Below are 23,639 nucleotides of genomic sequence, written 5' to 3' on the forward strand. Positions count from 1 at the left end.
GCCGTGGCATTGTCCTACCTGGCGCTGGGCGATTCGTACACCATCGGTGAAGCGGTTGCAGTCGAAGGCCGTTGGCCACACCAGCTGGCCGCCGCGCTGCGCGCGCAGGACGTGGCGCTGGCCGACCCGCAGACCATTGCGACCACCGGCTGGACGACCGACGAGCTCGATGCGGGTATCGACGCGGCTGCACCGCAGGGCCCGTTCGATTTCGTCAGCCTGCTGATCGGCGTCAACAACCAGTACCGCGGGCGTCCTCTGGACGAATACCGCAGCCAGTTCCAGGCCCTGCTGCAGCGGGCGATCGGCTTTGCCGGCGGTGATGCCGGCCGCGTGCTGGTGCTGTCCTTCCCCGATTGGGGTGCCACCCCGTTCGGTGCCGGCAGTGGCCGCGACCTGGCCGCGATCGAGATCGAGACCGACGAATTCAATGCCGCCGCCGAGGTGATCAGTACCCGGCACGGCGTAGCCTTCGTCGACATCACCGACATCAGCCGCGCGCAGGGCGAAGACCCGACGATGATCGCCGAGGACGGCCTGCATCCTTCAGCGCGGATGTACGCGCTGTGGAGCGCGCGCGCGCTGCCGGTTGCCGCGCATCTGCTTGGCGGCACGGACTGAGGCGATGGACGGCACGCCACGGAACGGCCCGCCCCTGCCCTGTGCTCCCCTGACGGCCCCGCAGGCCCGCTTGATCGCCGAAGCGTTCCGCCCGGCGCAGGCCTGGGGCAGCCGCCGCGACTACTACTACACCCGCGGCAAGCTCGGCAGCGATCCGCTGTACGACGGCGTGCTGCAGCATCTGCCTGACGACGGACAGCCGGTGCTGGACCTCGGCTGCGGGCTGGGCCTGTTCGCCCATGTACTGCGCCAGCGCGGCGGCACCCAGCGCTACCTGGGCGTGGACGTGGATGCGGGCAAGATCGCCCGCGCGCAACGTGCCGCCGTCGAGCTGCATGACGTGCGCTTCGACTGCGTGGACGTGCAGGCGCCACTGCCGGCGCAGGCCGGGCACGTCCTGCTGCTGGACGTGCTGCAGTACCTGGACGCGGGCCCACAGCAGGCACTGCTGCGCGCGGCCAGTGCGCGGGTGGCCCCCGGCGGCTGCCTGCTGCTGCGCACGCCGCTGGCCACCGGCGATGGCCGCGACCGCACCACGCGGGTGGCGGACCGGCTGGCCTGGCTGGTCGGCTGGATGGGCACGCGGCCGCGCCACTACCCCGATCCAGAGGTGCTGCAGACGACGCTTGCCGAAGCGGGATTGCAGGTGACCGCCCCCCGGCCGCTGCATGGGCGTACGCCGTTCAACAGCTGGCTGCTGGTGGCACGCCGGAACCTGTAGCGCCGGGCCTTGCCCGGCGAGCGCAGCGGCACCTGTGGCATCCGCCGGGCATGGCCCGGCGCTACCGCATACGTATCAGCCGGTAGGCAGCTGCGCCTTCAAGCCGCGCTCTTCCAATGCCTGCAGCACGCGCTCGATGATCACCAGATTGTGGCCGTGGGCGGCGCCTTCGTGCAGCAGCACGATGGCTCCTGGCCGCAGGTCGGGCAGCAAACGCGCCAGCACGCCCTCCGGCGTGCAGCCGACGCCGTCGTAACCGCGTGCACTCCAGCCCACGCGCACCAGGCCGAGCGCCTTCAACACCGGCGCCACGAACGGGTTGGTCATGCCCACCACCGAGCGATACCAGCGCACCGGATGCCCGCTCAGGGACTGCAATGCATGCTGGCAGCCTTCGATCTCGGCGCGCATCGCAGCCGGTCCCAGCCGCCAGAAGCGGGCCTGCGGGTGGCTGTGGCTGTGATTGCCGAGGTCGTGGCCACGGCGCAGGATCTCGGCCACCAGTTCCGGCTGCGCCAGCGCACGGTCCCCCACCAGGAAGAAGGTCGCACGCGCCTGGTGGCGGTCCAGGAGGTCGAGCACGGCACGGGTTTCCGGGCCGGGGCCGTCATCGATCGTCAGCCAGACACTGTTGCCAGCGTCCGGCACCCGGCTCAATACCGGCGCGTAGAAACGGCTGTTGGGCAGGAATATCGGCACCATGAACAGCGCGTGGCTGGCCACCATCAGCGGCAGGGCCCAGTGCCAGCCTGCCAGTACCCATACCAGGATCACGGCCAACTGCGACGCCACCAGCCAGGGCAGCCAGCGCCAGGGCCGGGTCGGGATGCGATGCAATGTTCCTGCGTTGCTCATCCCCCATGATGCCATGGGGGGTAGAATTGATGATTCGAATTCCCGGAACCCCGACGTCCATGTCCCTCGATCCCGCCCTGCGTTCGCGCATCGAATCCATCCTCAACGCCAACCGCGTCGTGCTGTTCATGAAGGGCCAGCCGTCGATGCCGCAGTGTGGTTTCTCGGCCAAGGCCGTGGGCGCCCTGCAGGACCTCGGCGTCGAGTTCGCCCACGTCAACGTGCTGGCCGACCAGGAAATCCGTGAAGGCATCAAGGCCTACGGCGACTGGCCGACCATCCCGCAGCTGTACATCGACGGCGAACTGGTCGGCGGCAGCGACATCGTGCTGCAGATGGCTGCCAGCGGTGAGCTGAGCAGCGTGCTGGGGCTGGCCGCACCGGACCGCACCCCGCCGAGCATCACCGTCACCCCGGCCGCTGTGGAAATGCTCAAGGGCGCGCTGGCCGACGCCCCGGGCGCTGCCCTGCAGCTGACCATCGACGCCGGCTTCCAGCCGAACTTCCAGCTGGCCCCGCATGACGAAGGCGCGATCGCTGCCGAATCCAACGGCCTGCGCGTGCAGTTCGACCTGTCCAGCGCCCGTCGCGCCAACGGCATCACCATCGACTGGGTGGACGACATCCGCGGCAAGGGCCTGGCCATCGACAACCCGAACGCGCCGAAGCCGGTACAGGAAATCAGCGTGCGTGATGCCGATGACCTGGTGCGTGCCGGCAACATCACCCTGGTGGACGTGCGCCCGGCCGACGAGCGTGAGATCGCCGCCGTGGGCGTGCCGTTCAAGACCTTCGACGGCAACGGCCGTGCCGAGCTGGAAGCCCTGCCCAAGGACACCGCACTGGCCTTCATGTGCCACCACGGTGGCCGCAGCGCGCAGGCCGCCGAGCAGTTCCGCGCCCTCGGCTTCACCAAGGTGTTCAACGTCACCGGCGGCATCAACGCCTGGTCCGAAGACGTCGACAACGGCGTGCCGAAGTACTGATCCGCACTGAAAAAGGGGACGGAGGGGATTAAGTCGTTTGTGCCATAAACGTCTTAATCCCCTCCGTCCCCTTTTTCTTAGCCGGCAAACCCGCCTTCGGCCAGGTAATCCAGTTCTTCCGGCGTGGGGATGCGGCCCAGCACGGCATTGCGATGCGGGAAGCGCCCGAAGCGGCGGATGATGTCGCGGTGCAGTTCGGCGTACTGCAGGTATTCCTTGTCACCCAGCACGTCGAACATCGCCACCGAGCGGTCCTGGTCCAGCGGATCCTCGGAGTGCTCGAACGGCAGGTAGATGAAGGCGCGCAGCTTCGGCACCAGCTGCAGGTCCAGGCCTTCCTCGATGGCGCGCATGGCGTAATGCCGGGCCAGGCCATCGGTGGCGTAGGAGTGGGCGGTACCGCGGAAGCAGTTGCGCGGGAACTGGTCCAGCAGCAGCATCAGGGCCAGCGCCCCTTCGGCACTGCCCAGCCAATGCTCACGCCCGCGCGAAGCGGCGGCGAAATGCTCATCCAGAAACAACTGGCGGAACTGCGCGTCGAACGCATCATCGCGGGCGAACCACTTTGCAGGGCCCGCCTCGTTCCAGAATTCCACCACTTGCGCGGCAACGTCCATTACCTACTCCCAGGCCCGGACGCCCCGCGCCCGGCCTTCATCATCATTCGTCGAAGCGCAGGTGGCGGACCGACTTGCCGTTGCGCCGGATAAGCTTAAGCGCCTCGATACCGATCTGGATATGGTTTTCCACGAACTGGGAGCTGACCTTGGCATCGGAGGCTTCGGTCTTGACCCCGTCGGGGATCATCGGCTGGTCCGAGACCAGCAGCAGCGCGCCACTGGGGATGTGGTTGGCGAAGCCGGCGGCGAACACCGTGGCCGTTTCCATGTCGATGGCCATGCAACGCATCGCCCGCAGCCGCTCCTTGAAGCCCTCGTCGTGTTCCCACACCCGGCGATTGGTGGTGTAGACCGTGCCGGTCCAGTAGTCGTGGCCGAGGTCGCGGATCATGGTCGAAACCGCACGCTGCAGGGCAAAGGCCGGCAGGGCCGGGACTTCCGGCGGAAGGTAATCGCCCGAGGTACCCTCGCCACGGATCGCGGCGATCGGCAGCACCAGGTCACCCAGCTGGTTCTTGCGCTTGAGGCCACCGCACTTACCGAGGAACAGCACCGCCTTGGGCATCACCGCCGACAACAGGTCCATGATGATCGCGGCATTGGGGCTGCCCATGCCGAAGTTGATCATGGTGATGCCATCGATGGTGGCACTGGCCATCGGCCGGTCCAGGCCGATGACCGGCGCGCCGGTCAGCTCGGAGAACGTATGCAGGTAGCCCCCGAAGTTGGTCAGCAGGATGTGCTGGCCGAACTGGTCCAAGGGCACGCCGGTATACCGGGGCAGCCAGTTGTCGACGATTTCCTGCTTGCTCTTCATGGGCGGTCCGGTACGGCGGGGGACCGGGTATTTTCAGCCACCCGGCCGGTGCCGTCGAGCTACCGTCGGCAGGCCTGTGAAGAAGGTCACTTGGCAAGCCCGCCGCCTCCGGGCTAGCGTCGACGGTTGGACCAGGCTGCAAGGGGAACTGCATGGCATCGACGTTGTTGCGCGCTGGGGTAGCCCTGGCACTGCTTTCATTGAGCACGGCTCCGGCGGTGGGCGCCTCGCGCTTCGTCGCCGATCCCTACCCCAGCACCTACCAGGCCCATCCTGATGCGCCGATACTGATCCAGAACGCCACGGTGCTGACCGGTACCGGCCAGCGCCTGGACAACGCCGATGTGCTGCTGCGCGACGGCCGCATCGCCGCCGTCGGTCACCAACTGCAGGCCGATGCCGGTGTCACCCGCATCGATGCGCAGGGCAAGTGGATCACCCCCGGGCTGATCGACGTGCATTCGCATCTGGGTGTATACCCCAGCCCCGGCGTCGGCGCGCACAGCGACGGCAACGAGATGACCGCACCGGTCACCGCCAACGTCTGGGCCGAACACTCGGTGTGGCCTCAGGACCCAGGCTTCGCCACGGCACTGGCCGGCGGCGTGACCAGCATGCAGGTGCTGCCCGGCTCGGCCAACCTGGTGGGTGGCCGCGGCGTGACCCTGAAGAACGTCCCGGCCATCACCTACCAGGCGATGAAGTTCCCCGGCGCTCCATGGGGCCTGAAGATGGCCTGCGGCGAGAACCCCAAGCGGGTCTATGGCGAAGGCAAGGGCGTGACCCCGGCCACGCGCATGGGCAACGTGGCCGGCTACCGTGCCGCCTTCATCGACGCCGCCGACTACATCGCCAAGAACAAACCCAAGCCGGCCAAGCGCAAGGGATGGTTCGGCAGCGACAAGGGCGACAGCGCCGGGGATGCAGGCGGCAAGCGCGATCTCAAGCTGGACACGCTGGCCGGCGCCATCGAAGGCGACATCCGCGTGCACATCCACTGCTACCGCGCCGACGAGATGGCCACCATGCTCGACCTGGCCAAGGAATTCGGCTTCAAGGTGGCCGCTTTCCACCACGGTGTGGAGGCCTACAAGCTGGCCGACCGGCTGGCCGCCGACGGCGTCTGCGGCGCACTCTGGGCCGACTGGTGGGGCTTCAAGATGGAAGCCTTCGACGGCATTCCCGAGAACATCGCGCTGGTCGACCGGCCGAAGAACAGCTGTGCCATCGTCCATTCCGATTCGCCCGAAGGCATCCAGCGCCTCAACCAGGAGGCGGCCAAGGTAATGGCGTCCGCGCGCCGCGCGCGCATGCCGGAGATCACGCCCGAGCACGCCATCACCTGGATGACCGCCAACGCCGCCAAGGCGCTGGGCATCGAGGGCCAGACCGGCACCCTGGAAGCCGGCAAGATGGCCGATGTGGTGGTGTGGAACGGCAACCCCTTCAGTTCGTACGCACTGGCTGAGCAGGTCTTCATCGACGGCCGGCGGCTGTATGACCGCGGCGCGCCGGCGAGCACGCCGCGTTCTGATTTCCAGCTCGGCCAGGAGGTGCGCTGATGGTGGTGCTCAAGCAGTTGGCGCAGTCTGCCGCGAAGGGCAGCCGGGCATGGCTCGGTTCTACTGTCATGGTGCTGGCCTGCATCTCGGCATCCGCGCAGGCACAGGACCTGCTGGTGCGCAACGCGACGGTGCATACGGCCAGCGCGCGCGGCAGCCTGCAGAACGCGGACGTGCTGGTGCAGGGCGGCATCATCCGCGCGGTGGGTAACGGCCTGTCAGCGCCTGCCGGCGCCACCGTGATCGAGGCCAATGGCCGCCCCCTGACGCCGGCGCTGTTCGGCGGTATCACCGAAACCGGCATCGAAGAGGTCTCGGGTGAATCGAGCACGGTGGACAGTTCGTTGAAGCTCGGCGAGCAACCACTGCGCCCGGAATTCGACGTCACCCTCGCCTACAACCCGGCCTCGGTGCTGATTCCGGTCACGCGCCTGGAAGGCATCGGCTTCACTGCGTTGGGCGCTGCCACCGGCGGTGGTTTCGTGGCTGGCCAGGGCGGCGTGATGCGGTTGGACGGCAGCGCCGACCCGATCGGCCCGCGCACCCTGTTCCTGCGCATTGGCGCAGCGGCATCCGAGCTGACCGGGCATTCACGCGCCGCGCAATGGATGCTGTTGCAGCAGATGATCGACGAAGCACGCGGACAGGTGGCTGCGGACTCGCCGCATGCGCTGCTGACCCCGGCCGGGCGCCGCACGCTCAGCCGCTATCTGGCCGGCCAGGGCCGCATCGTGGTGGAGGTCGATCGTGCCTCGGACATCCGCCAGCTGCTGCGCTGGGCCGCGCGCGAGAAGGTGAAGATCGCCATCGCCGGTGCCAGCGAAGCGTGGCAGGTCGCGCCGGAGCTGGCCGCCGCACAGGTGCCGGTGTTCGTCGACGTGCTGGCCAACCTGCCGGCCAGCTTCGACCAGATCGGCGCCACCCTGGAAAATGCCGCACGCCTGCAACGCGCCGGCGTGCCGGTGTCGTTCGTGCAGCGCGGCGACGCCACCCACAACGCGCGCAAGATGCGCCAGCTGGCCGGCAACGCGGTGGCCAACGGTTTGCCGTGGGCCGATGGCCTGGCCGGGCTGACCCGGGTGCCGGCGCAGGCGTTCGGGGTGGCCGACCAGATCGGCAGCATCGAGCCTGGAAAGCGCGCCGACCTGGTGCTGTGGGAAGGCGACCCGCTGGACGTGGCGCACTATGCCGAGCAGGTCTGGCTGGGCGGCCGTGCGATGCCGATGCGCTCGCGCCAGACCGACCTGCGCGACCGCTACCTGCAGCGCAACGCGCAGCCCTGACCGCACACGAGGACACACCGATGGCGACATTGCGCTGGTACTTCGACTTCGTCTCGCCCTATTCCTACCTGCACTGGCAGAAGCTGAAGCAGTTGCCACAGTTCGGGCAGATCCAGACCGTGCCGATCGCCTTCGGTGCGGTACTGCATCACCTGGGCAACCTGGGCCCGGCCGAGATTCCGGCCAAGCGTCGTTTCATCTACCGCCAGCTGCTATGGACCGCACAGGCCGAGGGCACACCACTGCGGTTCCCGCCCGGCCATCCGTTCAACCCGCTGTCCGCCCTGCGCCTGTGCCTGGCCGCCGGCGCCAGCGTGCAGGCCGTGGACGTGCTGTTCGACTGGATCTGGCGCGACGGCAACGCGGCCGACAGCGCCGAAGCCCTGCGCGAACCCGGCGCACAGCTGGGCATCGAGGATGTCGCCAGTGCCACCGCCGACCCGGCGGTGAAGGAGCAGCTGCGGCGCAACACAGAGACCGCGATCGCGGCCGGCGTGTTCGGGGTACCCACCCTGGCCATCGGCGACGATCTGTTCTGGGGCAACGACGCGCATCCGCTGATGGCCGCAGTACTGGCCGATCCGGGCCTGCTGCAGCAACCCGAATGGCAGCGTCTGGCCAGCCTGCCGGTGGCAGTCCAGCGCAGCCGCTGAACAGGGCGTGGCGCGTTTCCCTCGCGCGCTGCGCTGGGATTTGAGATAGATTTCACGTTTCCGAACCTACAACCGCCCTGGAGGGGGAGCCGCGGATGCGCATCGGAATCGTCGTCGACTCGGCCTGCGACCTGCCGCCGGACTTCATCGCCACACACAACATCGTGCTGCTGCCGATCACCGTACGGATTGGCGAAGCCGTGCTGGCCGATCACCGCGATGAGCAGGCCACGCTGAGCTTCCTGCACGCGCACGTGGCCGAGCACGGCGCTGAAGCGGAGACCATCCCCTTCAGCGTCAACCAGATCCGCGACCTGTTCCTGCAGCAGCTGGTGATCGATTACGACCACGTGTTCTGCATGACCATCACCAAAACCCGCAGCCCGATCCACGACAACGCGCTGCAGGCCAGCTTCGCCATCCTCAACGACTACAAGCCGGTGCGTCAGGCAGCGGGCTACAACTCGCCGTTCGCACTGCGCGTGCTCGACACCCAGAACCTGTTCGCTGCCCAGGCGGTGACCGCGGTGGAAGCCGTGCGCCTGCGCGACGGCAATGCCAGCGTGCAGCAGATCCGTGAGCGGCTGGAGGAACTGGCCAGCAACGTGCACGGCTACATGGTCACCCGTGACCTGTACTACATGCGCGCGCGTGCGCGGCACAAGGGTGACCGCAGTGTCGGCCTGCTCAGCGCCGCACTGGGCAGCGCGCTGGACATCAAGCCGGTGCTGCATGGCTACCGCGGCGAGACCGGGCCGGTGGCCAAGATCAAGGGCTTCGACAACGCCGTGCAGAAGCTGTTCGCGGTGGTCGGTCAGCGCGTGCGTGCCGGGCTGATGACACCGACGGTGTGCGTCAGCTACGGCGGCGAACTGGACGAGCTGCGCACCCTGCCCGGCTATGCACAGATGAAGGAGGTCTGCGCCGGCCACGGCGTGACCGTGTACGAATCGGTGATGAGCCTGACCGGCATGGTCAATGTCGGCAAGGGCGCGGTCACCGTGGGCTTTGCCGATGGGCCGCATCGGTTTGAATGAAGGCCAACCGTGGCTGGAATCTGCACATCGATTCCACCGCCACTGTGCCAGCCTTGCCGCACTTCAAGGAGAACTCCATGCCTGCGCAGTACCACATCAGCCTGCCCGATCCCTCCAAGGCCCGCGGCAACGACCCTGACCTGTCCTTCCATTCGCAGGGCGCCGCCGGCTTCGCCGAGGAACTGCAGGACGCCCTGCGCAGCGGCACGCTGTTCGAGCGCTGGAAGGCCAAGCAGCCCGACCCGGATGCGGTGGAACCGCAATGGGGCGTGACCGATCCGGATGCCACCGTAACCGGCGAACAGAAGGATCTGCGCATCAACCTGGTGGCGACCACCCGCATCGACAGCGACGTGTTCAAGCAGCGCCTGCGCCTGCTGGCCGGCCACCATTGGGAACTGCGCGACGTGCGTTGAGGCACCCGCCCGCCGGGCATGGCCCGGCGTTTCCATTTCCCTACCAGCCACCGCCCAGCGCGCGGTACAGCTCCACCCGCGCGATTGCCGCCGTAGCCTGGCTGTTGGCCAGTGCGGCCTGGTTGTCCAGTGCGATGCGCTGGGTGGTCAGCACGTCCAGCATGTCGACCACGCCGGCCTGGTACTGCCGGCGCGCCGCACCGAGCGCGATCTCGCTTTCGTCCACCGCCACCTGCAGCTGCACGGTGCGCTGCTGTTCGGCGGCGTAGCCATCGATGGCGTCGTCCACTTCATGCCAGGCCTGCAGCACCGTGCGTTGGAACTGCAGCGACGACTGTTGCTGCTGCAGCTTGCTCAACGCGAGGTTGGCCTTGAGCCTGCCGCCCTGGAAGATCGGCAGGCTGATCGACGGCCCGATGCTGAAACGGTGTGCGTTCCAGCCATCCAGGTCATCCAGCTGCTTGGCCTGGAAGCCAGCGTCGCCATTCAAGGTGATACGCGGCAGGAAACTGGCCTTGGCCACGCCGATGCCGGCCGTTGCGGCATGCAACGCGGCTTCGGCGCGACGGATGTCCGGGCGACGCTCGGCCAGTTCGCTGGGCAGCCCCACCGCCACGGCCGGCAGTGAGGGCCAGTCACGGCGTGCATTCTGCAGCCGCGTATCCAATGCCTGCGGGGGCTGTGCCAGCAGGAACGCCAGTGCATTGCGCAGCTGCGATTCACGATGCCGCAGCGGCGCGATGCGTGCCTGCAGCGATGCTACCTGCGCTGACGCGCTGGACACCTGCAGCGTGCTGGCCACGCCTTGGCGTTGGCGTGCTTCGGTCAGGCGCTTGATGTCGTGGGCAATGCTGAGGTTGTCTTCAGTGATCGCCAACAACTGCCGCGTTGCACGCAATTGCAGGTAATCACGCGCGGTTTCCGCCAGCAGCGCGATGCGCACTGCGTGTGCATCCTCCTCGGCCATCTGCACGCGTGCATCGGCGGCTTCCACCTGGCGGCGCACCCGTCCCCACAGATCCAGTTCCCAGCTCAGGCCGATGCCGGCCTGGAACAGCCCATAGTCATCACGACCGCCGTTGCCGGACGGATCGTTCAAGCCCACCTCGCTGTTGCGTGCGCGTGCGCCGCTGGCGGTTGCGCTGACGCTGGGCAGACGGTCGGCGGCGCTGATGCCACGCGCGGCGCGGCTCTGCTGCACGCGGTTGGCCGCCAGCTGCAGGTCCAGGTTGGCCTCCAGCACCTGGCTGGCCAGCTGTCCGAGCAGTGGGTCGTCGAAGCCGGCCCACCAGGCGGCGTCCTGATCGATCGCGTTGCCCGCGACGGCCTCGCCCTGCCAGTGACTGGGCAGTTCCGCCTGAGGACGTACGAAGTCCGGACCCATCGTGCAGGCAGCCAGGGCCGTGCACAGGCTGGCCGCAACGAAGGTGCTGCGGAACAAGGCAACTGCGCTCATGCGCCCTCCCCGGCCGCATGACCCGGACTGTGCTTCACGCTCTGCGCGCGCGCGCGGCTGCCCAGGTCGACACTGGCTTCCACCGACATGCCGGCACGCAGCTGGTCCAGCAGCGGCTGGCCCGGCTCCAGCACGATCTTCACCGGAATACGCTGCACCACCTTGGTGAAGTTGCCGGTGGCATTCTCCGGTGCGACAGCGGCGAAGGTGACGCCGGTGGCCGGCGCGATGCTGTCGATGTGCCCGCGCAGCGGCTTGCCCGGGAACACGTCCACCTTCAGTTCGACCTGCTGGCCGGCCTGCATGCGGGTCATCTGTGTTTCCTGGAAGTTGGCGACCACGAAGGCACGCTTCAGCGGCACCACCGCGGCCACCGGTGTACCCGGGGTCAGGTAGGCACCTACGCGCACTGCACGACGACCGACCATGCCGTCGATCGGTGCACGCAGCACGGTGTGCGACAGATCCAGTTCTGCGCGGGCCTGCGCCGCTTCCGCGCGTTGCACCGCGGCCTGCGCAGCCTGCACACCGGCGGTCAGGATGTCGGTGCGCTGGCGCGCGGTCGACAGCGCCGCCTGGCCCTGCTGCACGTGGGCACTGGCCACGGCCTGCTTCGACTGCGCCTGCTGCGCGTTCTGCACGGTTCCGGCGCCGTCACGGGCCAGTTCGCGGTAGCGCTGCTGGTCGGCACTGGCCAGGGTCAGTTCGGAACGGCTGACATCCACACTGGCCCTGGCCTGCGCGATCAGCGAATCCTGCTGGACCAGTGCGGCCTGTGCGTTGGCGAGCTGTGCGCGGGCATTGGCAAGGTCGGCACGGGCCGCCTGCAGGGCGACCTGGTAGTCACGGTCGTCGATGCGGGCAAGCACGTCGCCGGCCTTCACCGACTGGTTGTCCTCCACCTCCACGGCACTGACGAAGCCGGGAATTTTCGGAGCCACCAGGGTGTAGTCGGCCACCACGTATGCATTGTTGGTGCTCTGGTGGCCAGAGTCGCGCAGCAGCAGCCAGGCGCCGATGGCCAGGGCCAGTACGCCCAGGCCCAGGCCGGTGTTGAGAGTGGTTCGATTGATCGTCATGAGGGGTTCCTGCGAAAGGTTCAGGCCACGGCACGTGGCGGGTGGATGCGGGTGGGCATCCAGGCAATGAGGGGAATGAAGGCCAGCGCCACCAGCGCGACCACCCAGTACAGGTCGGCCGAGGTCAGCGCCTGCACCTGTGCATGCAGGCGCGCGCCGAGCTGCGGGCCATCGGCCAGCCACGGTTGCTCGCCCAGGCGGTCGGCCAGCACGGTGGAATGGAAATGACGGCGGCCCTGGGCGACGGCATCCAGTACGCCGCTGGCAAGCACCGCGGCGAAACCCTTGACCGTGTTGAACCACGCCGAGGCGAACGGGCCGTCCTGCGGCGCAAGGCCGCCGGTGGCCAGCATCAGCAGCGGCAGCACTGCCATGGGTTGTGCGAACACCTGCAGCAGCTGCACCCACAGGAAGTTGTCACGGATCCAGGCCACGTCCAGGTGCGAGCCCAGCCAGCAGGCCAGGGCCAGCATCGCCAGGCCGGTGGCCTGCACCCAGCGGCAGTCCACCGCGCGGATGTTCAGCAGCGCCGCCACCAGCGGCAGCGCGATCACCTGCGGCAGTGCCACCCACAGCAGCATCGGTGCCGTCTGCAGCGGGCGGTAGCCCTGCACGCTGGCCAGAAAGCCAGACGGGATCGAGATCACCGCCAGCAGCACGAACAGCACGCCGCCCAGCGTCACCAGCGAGTAGCTGAGATTGCGGTTGGCCAGCAGCTGCAGCTTGAAGAACGGCAAGGGGTGGAACCATTCATTGATCATGAACAGCACCATCAGGCCGGCACCGCCTCCGATCATCAGCGTGATCATCGGCGAGTCGAACCAGTTCAGGCGCGGGCCCTGCACCAGGCCCAGTACCAGCAGCACCAGTGCTGGCAGGCCGAGCAGCAGGCCGACCGTATCGAACTGGGCGAAGCGTTCGAGCCGCAGCGGGTCCTGTGGCAGGCCCCAGCTGACCATCGCCATGGCGGCCAGGCAGTACGGCACGATCTGCCAGAACGCCCAGTGCCAGCCCACCTGCTCGACCCAGAACGCGGCCAGCGGCGTGCCCATGCTCGGGCCGAACGTCGCCGTCAGCGCGTAGCCGGCCAGGCCGTACAGCTTGATGCCCGGCGGCAGGAAGCGCAGCGCCACGCTCATCAGCAGCGGCGGCAGTGCACCACCGCACAGGCCCTGCAATGCACGCAGCAGCAGGAAGACGTGCAGGTTCGGGGCGAGCGGGCACAGCACGCCCAGCACCATGAACCCACCGATCATCGCCAGCGCGAAACGACGCAGCGAGAAGGTGGCGGCACACCACGGCGCAAAGGCCATCGCGCTGACCGACATCGCGCTGTAGAGGGCGACGATCCAGCTGCCGTCATCGACGCTGAAACCCATCGCGCCACGGATGTCGGCCAATGCGACCTTGGTGATGTTCTCGTTGAAGCCCGACACCAGCACCGCCAGCAGCACGCCACACAGGCCGACCAGAATGCGGCGATCGAGCCCGGGGGCGGCGGCAGGACGGGGCGCTGCGGCGGCCGGGACAGCGGCGGCCGGCGTACTCATCGCCGGGCACCGATCCGTGCAGTGCACGGCATGTTGGGGGTCATTGGAATGCGCTCAGTGAAACTCCGGGGAGCGCAGTCTAGGGAGCCGGTACCCTGTGAAAAATGGCGTCGCCGGCATCCCAGGCGTGCGCCGGGCGCACGCATGCAGATGTCAGCGCGAGGCCTCCCCTGCGCTTTCGCACATGGTCTTGATCGAGCGCCGCAGCCACTGGTGCGCGGCGTCGTTGTCCAGGCGCGGATGCCAGGCCTGCACGATGGCCGCGGTCCGCACCGGAATCGGCAGCGGGAACAGGCGCAACGGCAGGCGCATGCTGACGATCCGCTCCAGCATCACGCTTGGCATCTGCGGCAGGATCAGGTCCGATTCGGCCGCCGCGAAGATCGCACCGTGGAAGGTCGGGCTGATCAGCGCCACGCGACGCTGCAGGCCGAGCGTGGCCAGGTCATCATCGATCGGCCCACGTGGCAGGCCACGGCGCGACACCGCGATGTGGTCGCACGCGGCAAAGCGCTCGGCACTGATCTCCTCGTCGAACAGTGGATGGTCTTCGCGCGCTGCGCCCATGAACGAGGTACTGAACAGGTTCTGCACCTTGGTATCGGGCGCATGCTTGCCGGCCGTGCTGATGTACAGGTCGATCCGGCCCTGTGCCATCGCATCGTCGTCGGTATCGCCCTCGGGCACGAAGCGCAGCACTGCGCGCGGCGCCTGCTGGCGGAACAGCTCGCGCAGGCGTCCGCCGAAACCACCGACGAACACATCATTGGCACGCACGCTGAAGGTTCGCTCGAGCACGCGCATGTCTACTTCGCGACCGGCGTTGAAGACGCGGTGGGCCTGCTCGATAACATCGCGGACCTGCTCGCGCAGCTGCAGGGCGCGGGGTGTGGGCGCCAGACCGCGGCCTGCACGCACCAGCACGGGGTCGCCCAGCGCAGTGCGGATCCGGCCCAGGGTGCGGCTCATTGCCGGCGCGCTCAGGTTCATCCGGCGCGCGGCGGCGGCCACGCTGCACTCGTCAATCAGCACGTCCAGTGCCAGCAACAGGTTCAGGTCCGGCAGGGGCATGACAGTCTCCGGTAAATCAGATGACTCTACGGCACTTGCAACCACCATGGATTGCGTTCTACGCATTCATTGACTGCCGCGCACGGCATGGGTGCACGCGATGACATCGGCGACCATCCCCGGCCTGCCAAGGAGACATCCATGTTCAATACCCTGCTGGTCGCCCTGGACGGTGGCCCCCAGCACGCGCGCGTGCTGGACCTGGCCGCGGCCATTGCCGGCCCCCGCAGCCGCCTGCACCTGCTGTGCGTGCTCGACCCTGAATTCGCGCTGGCGGCCGATGCCAGCGAAGCCGACCGTATCGAGTACCCGGAAGCCGCCCGCCAGCGCTCCCGCGCCGAGGCGGTGCTGGCCGAAGCCCTGGCCGAGCTGCGCGAGCGCGGCGTCGATGCCATCGCGCAGATCCCCTCCGGCGACCCCGGCGAAGTCATCAGCGACCAGGCCAGGCGCCTGAAGTGCGACCTGATCGTGATCGGCCACCGCCACCTGTCCCGGCTGGAGCGCCTGTTCGAACCCTCGATCGGGCAATGGACCATCGATCACGCCCCCTGCCCCGTGCTGGTGGAAACCCGCGACCCACAACCCTAGCTGCCATGGCCTCCCGTTCCCCCTTGTTTCCCACCCGGGTCAGCTACCGTGCCTTCGGCCGCCAGTTCGGCCGCGGCGAGCAGGCGCTGCTGGCGGCGATACGCCAGCTGCGTGACCCCGATCTCGTAGCCGATGGACTCGCACAGCTGAGCGGCCTCGGCGTTGATCCTGAAGGCTGCGACGCGTTCATCAACCTGCTGCCACTGCTGGCCGCGCCGACGGCACCGATCGACCTGTTGCCCGCCGGCTCTCCGTTCATTGCCGCCAGCGAACTGGACCTGCTGGTCTGCCTGCTGCGCATCGCACAATGGCGGCATGCGTGCCCGCGCGAAGACGATACGCTGGCACCGTTGCGCCAGCAGCTGGCGCGCTGTGCGATAGCCGTGCAGGCGGCAAAACTGCCGTTGCGACAGCGCTCGTTGTCACCGGTCGGGCTGAGGCTGCTCGATCCCACCGGCTGGCTGCGGCAGCGATGACCCGGCCGCGCCGACCGTACGCAATCGCGCACAGGGAGCGGCTACCTGGCGCGCTCAGCAATCCATCCTGCCGTGCGCACTGCCTTCGTCGTCGAGCACGTGCGCATGCAGGATCACCTGGTTGCGACCGGCGCGCTTGGCGGCATACAGGCCGGCATCGGCGTCCGCCAGCAACTGATCGGCACTGGCCAGGGCCGGCGGATGCAGGTAGCCCACTCCGATGCTGATACTGACCGACCCTTCCGGCAGCGGCAGCGCTGCCACCGCCTCGCGCAGGCGCTCGGCCAGCGCCAGCACGCCCGAGAGCGGGCTTCCCGGCACGATCACGGCGAATTCCTCGCCGCCATAGCGTGCAACGCTGTCACCACCGCGACCGGCTATGGCCTTCAGCACCCCGGCCACCGCCTGCAGGCAACGATCACCAGCCGGATGGCCGTGCTGGTCGTTGAAGGCCTTGAAGTGGTCGATATCCACCAGCAGCAGGCCCAGCTCGGTGCCGCTGCGCCGTGCGCGATTCCACTCGGACATCAGCCGTGCGTCGAATTCGCGACGGTTGGCCACGCCGGTCAGGCCATCCTGCCGCGCAAGTTGATCCAGTGCTGCCTGGCGTTCCAGAAGATCCGCCTGGAGCAACACGCTGCGCAGGCCGAAACCAAGGGTAGCTACGACGAAGCCCGCGACCGCCAACGGCCGCGCATGATCGACCACCAACGTGCCGACCACCAGCAGCAGCAATGGCAGGATGATCGGGCCGGCGGCCTGCACCGTCCGCGCCAGCCTCGGGTGTGCCGTGGTGCCTGTGTCCGGCGCCGTGTCCAGCGCCAGGCAGGCAATCAGCAGAAAAGGTACGTCGATCAGCAGATCGTTGAACGCACCGAATGCATCATCGGATGTGTAATGGTTGATGTAGTAGGCCACCAGCAGATAGGCCAGAGCGTACAGCGCCAGTGCGCGGAAGAATCTACGCCGTTCGGGCACGTCGCCGGCCAGCCATCGCACCACGGCGAACCCGGCGATACACAGATTCTGGATGTCGAACATGCGCTGCATGTTGGACATCGCATGGGCGTCGACCTCGACACGGGCAGCAAACGATGCGGTGTGCACGAAGAACAGCACCCCCAGCAACGCCGCCATCGCCGCGTCGATCAGGCTGATGCTCAAGCGCTCGCGGCGTGCCCGGGCCAGGATGAACACCAGCGGCACGCCATACAGCACGTACAACAACAGGCTGACGCGCGGGGTGAAGTCAGCCCGGCCGGCGCCCAGCGCATCCACCATGTTGAACGTCATGCCGCCGGCCCACAGCAGCAGTGCCATCGCGGTAGCACGCCAGCCCAGAGCGGCGCGGTCACGTTGCGCCCGCACCAGGCACGCGGCAGCGGCCAGCAGCGGCGCACCGGTCAGGAATACGAAAGAGCCTACGCCCGCCGGGCTCGGCCAGAACGCCACGACCAGCCCATGGCAAAGCACGTACAGCATCGCCAGCACTACCGGCATGCATCCCCCCCGATCCGCAAGGCCGTATGGCCGCACCATAGCGCGCCTGCACGCCACAGCGGCGTGATCCACTGCGGCAAAACGACACTCCGCGTGCACCACCAGGGTAGTGCCGGCTGCTGCCGGCAATCCCAGGGAATCACAGGGCGGCAGGTAGCCGGCCAGCAGCCGGCACCACCGGAACGCCCTCAGCCGTGCAGGGCGCGGGCGTGGTGGGCGATGTGCTCCCCGATGAAACTGGCGATGAAGTAGTAGCTGTGGTCGTAGCCGGGCTGCAGGCGAAGGGTCAGCGGATGGCCGGCGGCATCGCAGGCCTGCTGCAGGCGCTGCGGCTGCAGCTGGGTCTGCAGGAATTCGTCCGCCTCGCCCTGGTCGACCAGCAACGGCAGGCGCTCACGGGCCACGGCGACCAGCTCGCTGGCGTCCCATTGCGCCCAGTCCGCCGGGTTGTCGCCCAGGTAGGCGTGGAAGGCCTTCTGCCCCCACGGCACGTGGCTGGGTGCAACGATCGGCGAGAACGCCGACACGCTGCGGTAGCGCCCCGGGTTGCGCAGCGCGATCACCAGCGCACCGTGACCGCCCATCGAGTGACCGCTGATGCCACGCGCATCGGTGACCGGGAAATTCGCCTCGATCAGTGCCGGCAGTTCCTGTGCCACGTAGTCGTGCATGTGGTAGTGCTTCGCCCACGGCGCACGGGTGGCATTGAGGTAGAACCCCGCCCCCTTGCCCAGGTCATAGCCTTCGGCATCGGCCACGTCATCGCCGCGCGGGCTGGTATCAGGCGCAACGATGATCACACCGTGCTCGGCCGCATAGCGCTGCGCGCCGGCCTTGGTGATGACGTTCTGCTCGGTGCAGGTCAGGCCGCTCAACCAGTACAGCACCGGCAGCGCCTGCGCTTCCGCCTGCGGCGGCAGGTACACGGCGAACTGCATGTCGCAGCCCAGCGTGGTGGAATGATGTCGGTAGACGTCCTGCCAGCCGCCGAAACAGGCGCGGTGTTCAATGCGTTCCATGGTGCTCTCCTGCGCGGCGCGCCAGCGCACGCGTACTTCTGGTAGATGCCGACCTTGGTCGGCTTATCCACGCGCGGCGTGGATGCCTTTGTTGATCAGTTCATCCAGCTGCGCCAGCAGGCGCAGCAATGGTTCGACGCCAGGCTGGCCATCAAGATTGCGAAAGGCCGCCACCGCCACATCGCTGCGCGGCGGCCACTGCCCGGCCGCGCGCGCCTCGTAGAGGCGCGGCAGGAATACCTGCGCAAGCCATTGTTCGAATGGCATGCCATCGTCGCTGCCGAAGGCCGAGGTCACCGTACGCGCTGGCCCCACCTCGCCCACTACCCAGCCCAGCGCACGCAACGCCTGCTCGATCGGGGCCACCAGCGCCGCGCGCGGGTCTTCCGCACGCGGTCGGCGCAGGGCATCCAGCCAGCCCATGACGCGGCTCAGTAGTGGACCACCGAACGGATCGACTTGCCTTCGTGCATCAGGTCGAAGGCGTCATTGATCCTGTCCAGGTCCATGGTATGGGTGACGAACGGGGCCAGTTCGATATCGCCCTTCATCGCGTCTTCCACCATGCCCGGCAGCTGGCTGCGGCCCTTCACGCCACCAAACGCGGTGCCCATCCACTTGCGGCCGGTCACCAGCTGGAACGGACGGGTGGAGATCTCCTGGCCCGAACCGGCCACGCCGATCACCACGCTCTGGCCCCAGCCACGGTGCGCGCATTCCAGCGCCGCGCGCATCACGTTGACGTTGCCGATGCACTCGAAACTGTGGTCCACACCCCAGGTGGTCATCTCGACGATGACCTGCTGGATCGGCTTGTCGTAGTCCTTCGGATTGATGCAGTCGGTGGCGCCGAATTCGCGCGCCAGCTCGAACTTGGACGGGTTGGTGTCCACCGCGATGATGCGGCCGGCCTTGGCCTGGCGCGCGCCCTGGATCACCGCCAGGCCGATGCCGCCGAGGCCGAACACCGCCACGCTGTCGCCTTCCTGCACCTTGGCGGTGTTGTGCACCGCGCCGATGCCGGTGGTGACGCCGCAGCCGAGCAGGCAGACGTGTTCCGGGTTGGCGTCCGGGTTGATCTTCGCCAGCGAGACTTCGGCAACGACGGTGTACTCGCTGAAGGTCGAGCAGCCCATGTAGTGGTACAGCGGCTCGCCGTTGTAGCTGAAGCGGCTGGTGCCGTCGGGCATCACGCCCTTGCCCTGGGTGGCGCGCACCGACACGCACAGGTTGGTCTTGCCGCTCTTGCAGAACAGGCATTCGCCGCACTCGGCGGTGTACAGCGGAATCACGTGGTCGCCGGGCTTGACGCTGGTCACGCCCTCGCCCACGTCCACCACGATGCCGGCGCCTTCATGGCCCAGCACCACCGGGAACAGGCCTTCCGGGTCATCGCCGGACAGGGTGAACGCATCGGTGTGGCAGACACCGGTGTGGGTGATCTTGACCAGCACTTCGCCCTTCTTCGGCGGGGCGACGTCGATCTCGACGATCTGCAGCGGCTGGCCGGGACCAAAGGCGACGGCGGCACGGGACTTCATGGTGGCTTCTCCAGGATCAGGCGGGAATGGGATGGCAGGACGATCGACGCGATGTGGCGCCGATGCTTATTTCAGGTACGAGCGGATCAACGCGCTCATGTCGCGCACGCGTTCGGCGCGTTGTTCGTCGGAGGCTGCGGGTTGCCCGAACTCCTCGCGCAGATGGGCCTCCATCACTTCGGACATCAGGCCGTTGACCGCGCCACGGATGGCCGCGATCTGCTGCAGCACCGGCCCGCAGTCGGCACCGGCTTCCAGCGCGCGGTCCAGCGCATCGCACTGGCCGCGGATGCGGCGCACGCGGGCCAGGACCTTCTTCTTCTCCTCGGGGGAGTGCGGCATGACGGGGCCACCTCGGAACTATACTGGGGGATAGTATACACACACTCTTCCGAGTGACGTAAATGACCCCTTCAGCCTCCACAAGCGTTGGACTCCATCTTTTCATATCAAATACTTACGTAACTCGAGCGTCGGCCACTGCCATATCAGGCAAGCTGCGCAAACTGCAGAATCAGGAACCAGGCGATGGGCGTTGGCATCCAGCTCGGGCGCATCACCGATGAGATCGGTACCGGGGCATTTCTCTATGCCTTTTTCTCGACCATCGCCGGAAACCTGGAACCGGATGGCTGGGGAAGTCGCTTCCCAATCCTCATGAAGCAGCTATACGCCGGGGGCTTGCTGCAATCAGATGCTGCCGACGCGCTGGCCGAACTGCATATCGTCCGCCGCGAGCTGGCCGAGATTCCGCCGGCCCGTGTCATCTGGTCGTTCGAGGATCGAACCCAGCACCCACCATGGGGAGACGATATCGCTCCCGATATCGACAGCCTGGCGACCTACTTCGTCACCGCACATGGGCGCGATCTGATCGTGCTTCTGGCTGAGGTGTTTGAAGCACTGCAGGAAGGCGAAGACACGTCCGTCCGGATCGTCAACTATTGATGCCTCGGCTCAATCAAACAGACCTTCTTCCGCCATCCCCGCCAGTTCGTCCACCACATAGCGCACCTTAGGCCGCAGGTGGCGGGTCGGTGGCCACAGCGCGTGGATGTCGATATGCCGCTGCATGTGCGCATCCAGCACCGAGTGCAGTGCGCCGGACTCCAGATGACGGCGCACCAGTGAGATGGGCATCTGGCAGATGCCGAGCCCAGCGATGGCCGCGTCGATCACCGCGTCACCGTCGTTGAGCTGGTAGGCCGCATTCGGAATGAAGGTTCCTTCCGCATCATCGCTGCCGATCCGCCACGCCACCGGCTGGCCGTGGCGGAAGCCGACGATGCTGCGGTGCTGTGCCAGTTCCTCAACGGTGTGCGGGGTGCCATGCGCCTGCAGGTACGCTGGCGATGCGCAGGTGACCAGCCGCTGGCGCCCCAGCCGCCGCGCCACCAGATGCTCTGCCTGGTGCAGCCCACCGAAACGGATCAGCAGGTCGATGCCTTCCTCGACCGGATCGACGAAGTGATCGGTGAAGGTCATCGTCAACTGCAGGTCCGGGTACTGCCGGCACAGCCGCAACAGCACCGGCAGCACCACCAGCCGCCCGAACGAGGACGGCATGTCGATGCGCAGCCGCCCGCTGGGCAGGCCGGCCGAACCCAGGCAGGCCTCGGCCGCGGAGATCTCTTCCAGCGCCGCCGCACAGGAGGCGTAGTACGCCTCGCCATCGGTGGTCAGCGCGATGCGCCGCGTGGTGCGATGGAACAGGCGCACACCCAGCCGTGTTTCCAGCCGCGCGATGGCCTTGCCCACCGCCGAGCGCGAGATGCCCAGCGCATCGGCAGCTTCGGTGAAGCTGCCCGAGCGTGCGGTGGTGACAAAGGTCACCAGGCCATTCAAGGACTCCAGCGGCAGCATCGTTCGCACTCCATTGGGGACAAATAGTCCCGCACCAAGGGATATCGAAGCGCTTTATGCGCCTGCATGTCAACTCCATCCTGTGTGCATCGCGCCGCTGGCGCCCCTCCCCCGCACTGAGATGACCGACATGACCGCCGCCCTGTTCCACCCCTTCGACCTGGCAGGCACCGCCCTGCGCAACCGCATCGCGATGGCCCCGATGACCCGCGCCCGAAACCCCGGCGCGGTCGCCAACGCACTCACCGCGCAGTACTACCGGCAGCGGGCCAGCGCCGGCCTGATCATCAGCGAAGGCACGCCGGTCTCGCCGCAGGGCCAGGGCTACATCGACGTGCCGGGCATCTGGTCGGCCGAACAGGTGGCCGGCTGGAAGCTCGTCACCGAGGCGGTGCACGCCGCGCAGGGCACGATCTTCGCCCAGCTCTGGCATGTCGGCCGCATGTCGCACAGCTCGCTGCAGCCCGATGGTGGGCAACCGGTCAGCGCCGGCACGCGCCCGGTGGCCAGCGCACCGAAGAACACCTCGTTCGTCTATCTGGACGACGGCAGCCGCGGCCACGCCGATCCCACTCCGGCGCGTGCGCTGGCCACCGAAGAGATCCCCGGCATCATTGCCGACTTCGCACGCGGCGCCGACAACGCCATCGCTGCCGGATTCGATGGCATCGAGCTGCATGCGGCCAACGGCTACCTGTTCGAGCAGTTCCTCAACCCGCTCATCAACCAGCGCGAAGACCACTACGGCGGCTCGCTGCCCAACCGTGCGCGGTTGATCCTGGACACCGTCGATGCGATGGCCCAGCGCATCGGTGCGCAGCGCATCGGCGTGCGCCTGGCACCGAACAATCTCACCTTCGACATGCCGTTCTACCCCGACAACGAAGCCACCTATCTGTACCTGGCCGAGGAACTGGGCACGCGCGGCCTGGCCTATGTGCATCTCAACGACAACCAGCAGGCGGGCCAGTCGGTGCTGGGCGAGGCGTTCCTGCAGCAGTTCAAGCAGGCCTACGGTGGCACCGTGATCCTGGCCGGCTGCATGACCCGCGAACACGCCCTGCAGCTGGTCGAGGCCGGCACCATCGACCTGGCCGCGTTCGGCCAGCCGTTCATCGCCAATCCGGATCTGGTTGAACGCCTGCAGCGGGACATCGCGCTGGCCACGCCCGACCGCAGCACCTATTACGGCGGTGGCGAAGCAGGCTACCTCGATTACCCGCTGGCACCGTAGATCCACGCCATGCGTGGATGCGGAGCACCCCTCGCCATCGAAGACATCACGGCGCCTTCTCCACCCTGGTCGAGTCCGAATCAAAGGTCAGCACACGGGTGCTGATCTCCCCTTTACCCGAATCCTTGCGGGTCAGCTCAAGCCGCCCCTGGTTGCCCTGCGCCACCAGGCTGGCGGCAAAACTGCCCTCGTTGGACAGCGCCGTGATCACGGCGGTGCCATCAGGCGCAACCCTGATGCCTGCCCGATCGCGAACCTTGTAGCCCACGCCAACCGGTGCATCCAGCGCCATCACCGCGCTGCCATTGGCCATGGTGCCGATGCCACCGCGCTCATCGCCCTTCGCGTCGTAGATCGTCATGCCCGTGGCGCGTGAGTTGCGGGCAATGTCACTGGCATCCTCGGCAATCTGCACGCGCGTGCGCCCTTCACTGTCGAGCACGGTCAGCTTGTAGGTACGGATCTCCGGCACCACGCCGGCGTCGGGCGTGGCCACGCTGGTTCCGATCAGGGCGAACGAGGCGCCCAGCACGAACATCGAGGTGGCAAGCAGATTCCTGCGACGCAGCCTGCGCTCCAGACGCTCCAATCGTACGGCTATATCCTGCTCATGCATGTTGCGCTCCCTGGTTGGGTCTGTGGTTGTTCCGTCACCTGCTCTCTGCCTCCACATGGATCACACGGGTGGAGG

At 67.5% G+C, this 23,639-nt stretch carries 26 protein-coding genes; 12 read left to right on the forward strand and 14 right to left on the reverse strand.

The genetic code is table 11. The annotated features are described in order from the left end of the window. The first annotated feature begins 3 nt into the window (after positions 1–3). Together N5D45_RS14680 and N5D45_RS14685 are read left to right on the forward strand one after the other, a co-directional pair. Positions 4–621 carry an SGNH/GDSL hydrolase family protein gene (locus N5D45_RS14680; RefSeq protein ID WP_111112420.1) on the forward strand — a complete coding sequence of 206 codons (618 nt, stop codon included), beginning with the start codon at positions 4–6 and terminating at the stop codon, positions 619–621. A gap of 4 nt (positions 622–625) precedes the next feature. Continuing rightward, positions 626–1,342: a class I SAM-dependent methyltransferase gene (locus N5D45_RS14685; protein ID WP_197602440.1), complete on the forward strand. Its 717-nt coding sequence runs from the start codon at positions 626–628 to the stop codon at positions 1,340–1,342. 75 nt (positions 1,343–1,417) lie between these two features. Here N5D45_RS14685 and N5D45_RS14690 read toward each other — a convergent pair whose 3' ends face one another. Beyond that, positions 1,418–2,197: a polysaccharide deacetylase family protein gene (locus N5D45_RS14690; protein ID WP_279939220.1), complete on the reverse strand. Its 780-nt coding sequence runs from the start codon at positions 2,195–2,197 to the stop codon at positions 1,418–1,420. Positions 2,198–2,256: 59 nt separating this feature from the next. Between N5D45_RS14690 and grxD the strand changes: the two genes are divergently transcribed. Further along, positions 2,257–3,183: a Grx4 family monothiol glutaredoxin gene (grxD, locus tag N5D45_RS14695; RefSeq protein ID WP_099524255.1), complete on the forward strand. Its 927-nt coding sequence runs from the start codon at positions 2,257–2,259 to the stop codon at positions 3,181–3,183. 77 nt (positions 3,184–3,260) lie between these two features. On the opposite strand, the gene N5D45_RS14700 is transcribed toward grxD, so the two are convergent. Both N5D45_RS14700 and N5D45_RS14705 read right to left on the reverse strand, forming a co-directional pair. Beyond that, complete coding sequence (locus N5D45_RS14700; RefSeq protein ID WP_043400116.1) at positions 3,261–3,800, reverse strand: DUF924 family protein; 540 nt, start codon at positions 3,798–3,800, stop codon at positions 3,261–3,263. Between the two features lie 43 nt (positions 3,801–3,843). After that, the gene (locus N5D45_RS14705; RefSeq protein WP_010480853.1) at positions 3,844–4,620 is read right to left on the reverse strand and encodes an AMP nucleosidase; all 777 of its coding nucleotides are present in this window, start codon (positions 4,618–4,620) and stop codon (positions 3,844–3,846) included. 152 nt (positions 4,621–4,772) lie between these two features. Here N5D45_RS14705 and N5D45_RS14710 point away from each other — a divergent pair, with 152 nt between their 5' ends. The 5 genes from N5D45_RS14710 to N5D45_RS14730 all read left to right on the forward strand — a co-directional run bounded on the left by N5D45_RS14710 (position 4,773) and on the right by N5D45_RS14730 (position 9,571). Then, positions 4,773–6,182, forward strand: a complete 1,410-nt coding sequence (locus tag N5D45_RS14710) for an amidohydrolase (protein WP_134959375.1) — start codon at positions 4,773–4,775, stop codon at positions 6,180–6,182. Beyond that, positions 6,182–7,465, forward strand: coding sequence for an amidohydrolase family protein (locus tag N5D45_RS14715; RefSeq protein ID WP_279939222.1), 1,284 nt, complete (start codon positions 6,182–6,184; stop codon positions 7,463–7,465). Before N5D45_RS14710 ends, N5D45_RS14715 begins: the two co-directional genes overlap by 1 nt. Before the next feature lie 20 nt (positions 7,466–7,485). Continuing rightward, positions 7,486–8,118 (forward strand): 2-hydroxychromene-2-carboxylate isomerase, encoded by a 633-nt coding sequence (locus tag N5D45_RS14720; protein WP_279939223.1) that lies wholly within the window; start codon positions 7,486–7,488, stop codon positions 8,116–8,118. A gap of 95 nt (positions 8,119–8,213) precedes the next feature. After that, positions 8,214–9,155: a DegV family protein gene (locus N5D45_RS14725; protein ID WP_260363613.1), complete on the forward strand. Its 942-nt coding sequence runs from the start codon at positions 8,214–8,216 to the stop codon at positions 9,153–9,155. Positions 9,156–9,232: 77 nt separating this feature from the next. Further along, entirely contained in the window at positions 9,233–9,571 is a 339-nt protein-coding gene (locus N5D45_RS14730; RefSeq protein WP_006469105.1) for a hypothetical protein, read from the forward strand. Between the two features lie 40 nt (positions 9,572–9,611). Here N5D45_RS14730 and N5D45_RS14735 read toward each other — a convergent pair whose 3' ends face one another. The 4 genes from N5D45_RS14735 to N5D45_RS14750 form a co-directional block, all read right to left on the reverse strand. Beyond that, the gene (locus N5D45_RS14735; protein ID WP_279939224.1) at positions 9,612–11,027 is read right to left on the reverse strand and encodes an efflux transporter outer membrane subunit; all 1,416 of its coding nucleotides are present in this window, start codon (positions 11,025–11,027) and stop codon (positions 9,612–9,614) included. Beyond that, positions 11,024–12,106, reverse strand: a complete 1,083-nt coding sequence (locus tag N5D45_RS14740; protein ID WP_279939225.1) for an HlyD family secretion protein — start codon at positions 12,104–12,106, stop codon at positions 11,024–11,026. Before N5D45_RS14740 ends, N5D45_RS14735 begins: the two co-directional genes overlap by 4 nt. Before the next feature lie 20 nt (positions 12,107–12,126). Continuing rightward, positions 12,127–13,656, reverse strand: coding sequence for an MFS transporter (locus N5D45_RS14745; protein ID WP_279939226.1), 1,530 nt, complete (start codon positions 13,654–13,656; stop codon positions 12,127–12,129). A gap of 153 nt (positions 13,657–13,809) precedes the next feature. Then, a complete protein-coding gene (locus tag N5D45_RS14750) occupies positions 13,810–14,727 on the reverse strand; it encodes a LysR family transcriptional regulator (protein WP_279939227.1) in 918 nt (305 codons plus the stop codon). Positions 14,728–14,868: 141 nt separating this feature from the next. Here N5D45_RS14750 and N5D45_RS14755 point away from each other — a divergent pair, with 141 nt between their 5' ends. Together N5D45_RS14755 and N5D45_RS14760 are read left to right on the forward strand one after the other, a co-directional pair. Beyond that, the gene (locus tag N5D45_RS14755; protein ID WP_043400104.1) at positions 14,869–15,315 is read left to right on the forward strand and encodes a universal stress protein; all 447 of its coding nucleotides are present in this window, start codon (positions 14,869–14,871) and stop codon (positions 15,313–15,315) included. 5 nt (positions 15,316–15,320) lie between these two features. After that, positions 15,321–15,791: a hypothetical protein gene (locus tag N5D45_RS14760; protein WP_155030107.1), complete on the forward strand. Its 471-nt coding sequence runs from the start codon at positions 15,321–15,323 to the stop codon at positions 15,789–15,791. 54 nt (positions 15,792–15,845) lie between these two features. On the opposite strand, the gene N5D45_RS14765 is transcribed toward N5D45_RS14760, so the two are convergent. The 5 genes from N5D45_RS14765 to frmR all read right to left on the reverse strand — a co-directional run bounded on the left by N5D45_RS14765 (position 15,846) and on the right by frmR (position 20,193). Further along, a complete protein-coding gene (locus N5D45_RS14765; protein WP_010480871.1) occupies positions 15,846–17,291 on the reverse strand; it encodes a GGDEF domain-containing protein in 1,446 nt (481 codons plus the stop codon). A gap of 188 nt (positions 17,292–17,479) precedes the next feature. Next, positions 17,480–18,310, reverse strand: a complete 831-nt coding sequence (fghA, locus tag N5D45_RS14770) for an S-formylglutathione hydrolase (protein ID WP_279939228.1) — start codon at positions 18,308–18,310, stop codon at positions 17,480–17,482. A gap of 63 nt (positions 18,311–18,373) precedes the next feature. After that, positions 18,374–18,733 carry a YqcC family protein gene (locus tag N5D45_RS14775; protein WP_279939229.1) on the reverse strand — a complete coding sequence of 120 codons (360 nt, stop codon included), beginning with the start codon at positions 18,731–18,733 and terminating at the stop codon, positions 18,374–18,376. Between the two features lie 8 nt (positions 18,734–18,741). After that, complete coding sequence (locus N5D45_RS14780) at positions 18,742–19,851, reverse strand: S-(hydroxymethyl)glutathione dehydrogenase/class III alcohol dehydrogenase (RefSeq protein ID WP_010480874.1); 1,110 nt, start codon at positions 19,849–19,851, stop codon at positions 18,742–18,744. 66 nt (positions 19,852–19,917) lie between these two features. Further along, positions 19,918–20,193 (reverse strand): formaldehyde-responsive transcriptional repressor FrmR, encoded by a 276-nt coding sequence (gene frmR, locus N5D45_RS14785; protein ID WP_005411009.1) that lies wholly within the window; start codon positions 20,191–20,193, stop codon positions 19,918–19,920. A gap of 186 nt (positions 20,194–20,379) precedes the next feature. Between frmR and N5D45_RS14790 the strand changes: the two genes are divergently transcribed. After that, positions 20,380–20,799 carry an Imm70 family immunity protein gene (locus tag N5D45_RS14790; RefSeq protein ID WP_106469101.1) on the forward strand — a complete coding sequence of 140 codons (420 nt, stop codon included), beginning with the start codon at positions 20,380–20,382 and terminating at the stop codon, positions 20,797–20,799. Between the two features lie 9 nt (positions 20,800–20,808). Here the strand turns inward: N5D45_RS14790 and N5D45_RS14795 are convergent, their stop codons facing one another. Next, positions 20,809–21,714 (reverse strand): LysR family transcriptional regulator, encoded by a 906-nt coding sequence (locus tag N5D45_RS14795; RefSeq protein ID WP_164192658.1) that lies wholly within the window; start codon positions 21,712–21,714, stop codon positions 20,809–20,811. 130 nt (positions 21,715–21,844) lie between these two features. On the opposite strand from N5D45_RS14795, the gene N5D45_RS14800 reads away from it, so the two are divergent. Beyond that, positions 21,845–22,948 carry an alkene reductase gene (locus tag N5D45_RS14800; protein WP_197656905.1) on the forward strand — a complete coding sequence of 368 codons (1,104 nt, stop codon included), beginning with the start codon at positions 21,845–21,847 and terminating at the stop codon, positions 22,946–22,948. A 46-nt stretch (positions 22,949–22,994) separates the two neighbouring features. Here the strand turns inward: N5D45_RS14800 and N5D45_RS14805 are convergent, their stop codons facing one another. Then, complete coding sequence (locus N5D45_RS14805) at positions 22,995–23,564, reverse strand: hypothetical protein (protein WP_139042443.1); 570 nt, start codon at positions 23,562–23,564, stop codon at positions 22,995–22,997. Positions 23,565–23,639: the final 75 nt, after the last annotated feature.

Origin of the sequence: Stenotrophomonas sp. GD03819 (genome assembly GCF_029841665.1) — a bacterium.
Lineage (GTDB): Bacteria > Pseudomonadota > Gammaproteobacteria > Xanthomonadales > Xanthomonadaceae > Stenotrophomonas > Stenotrophomonas geniculata.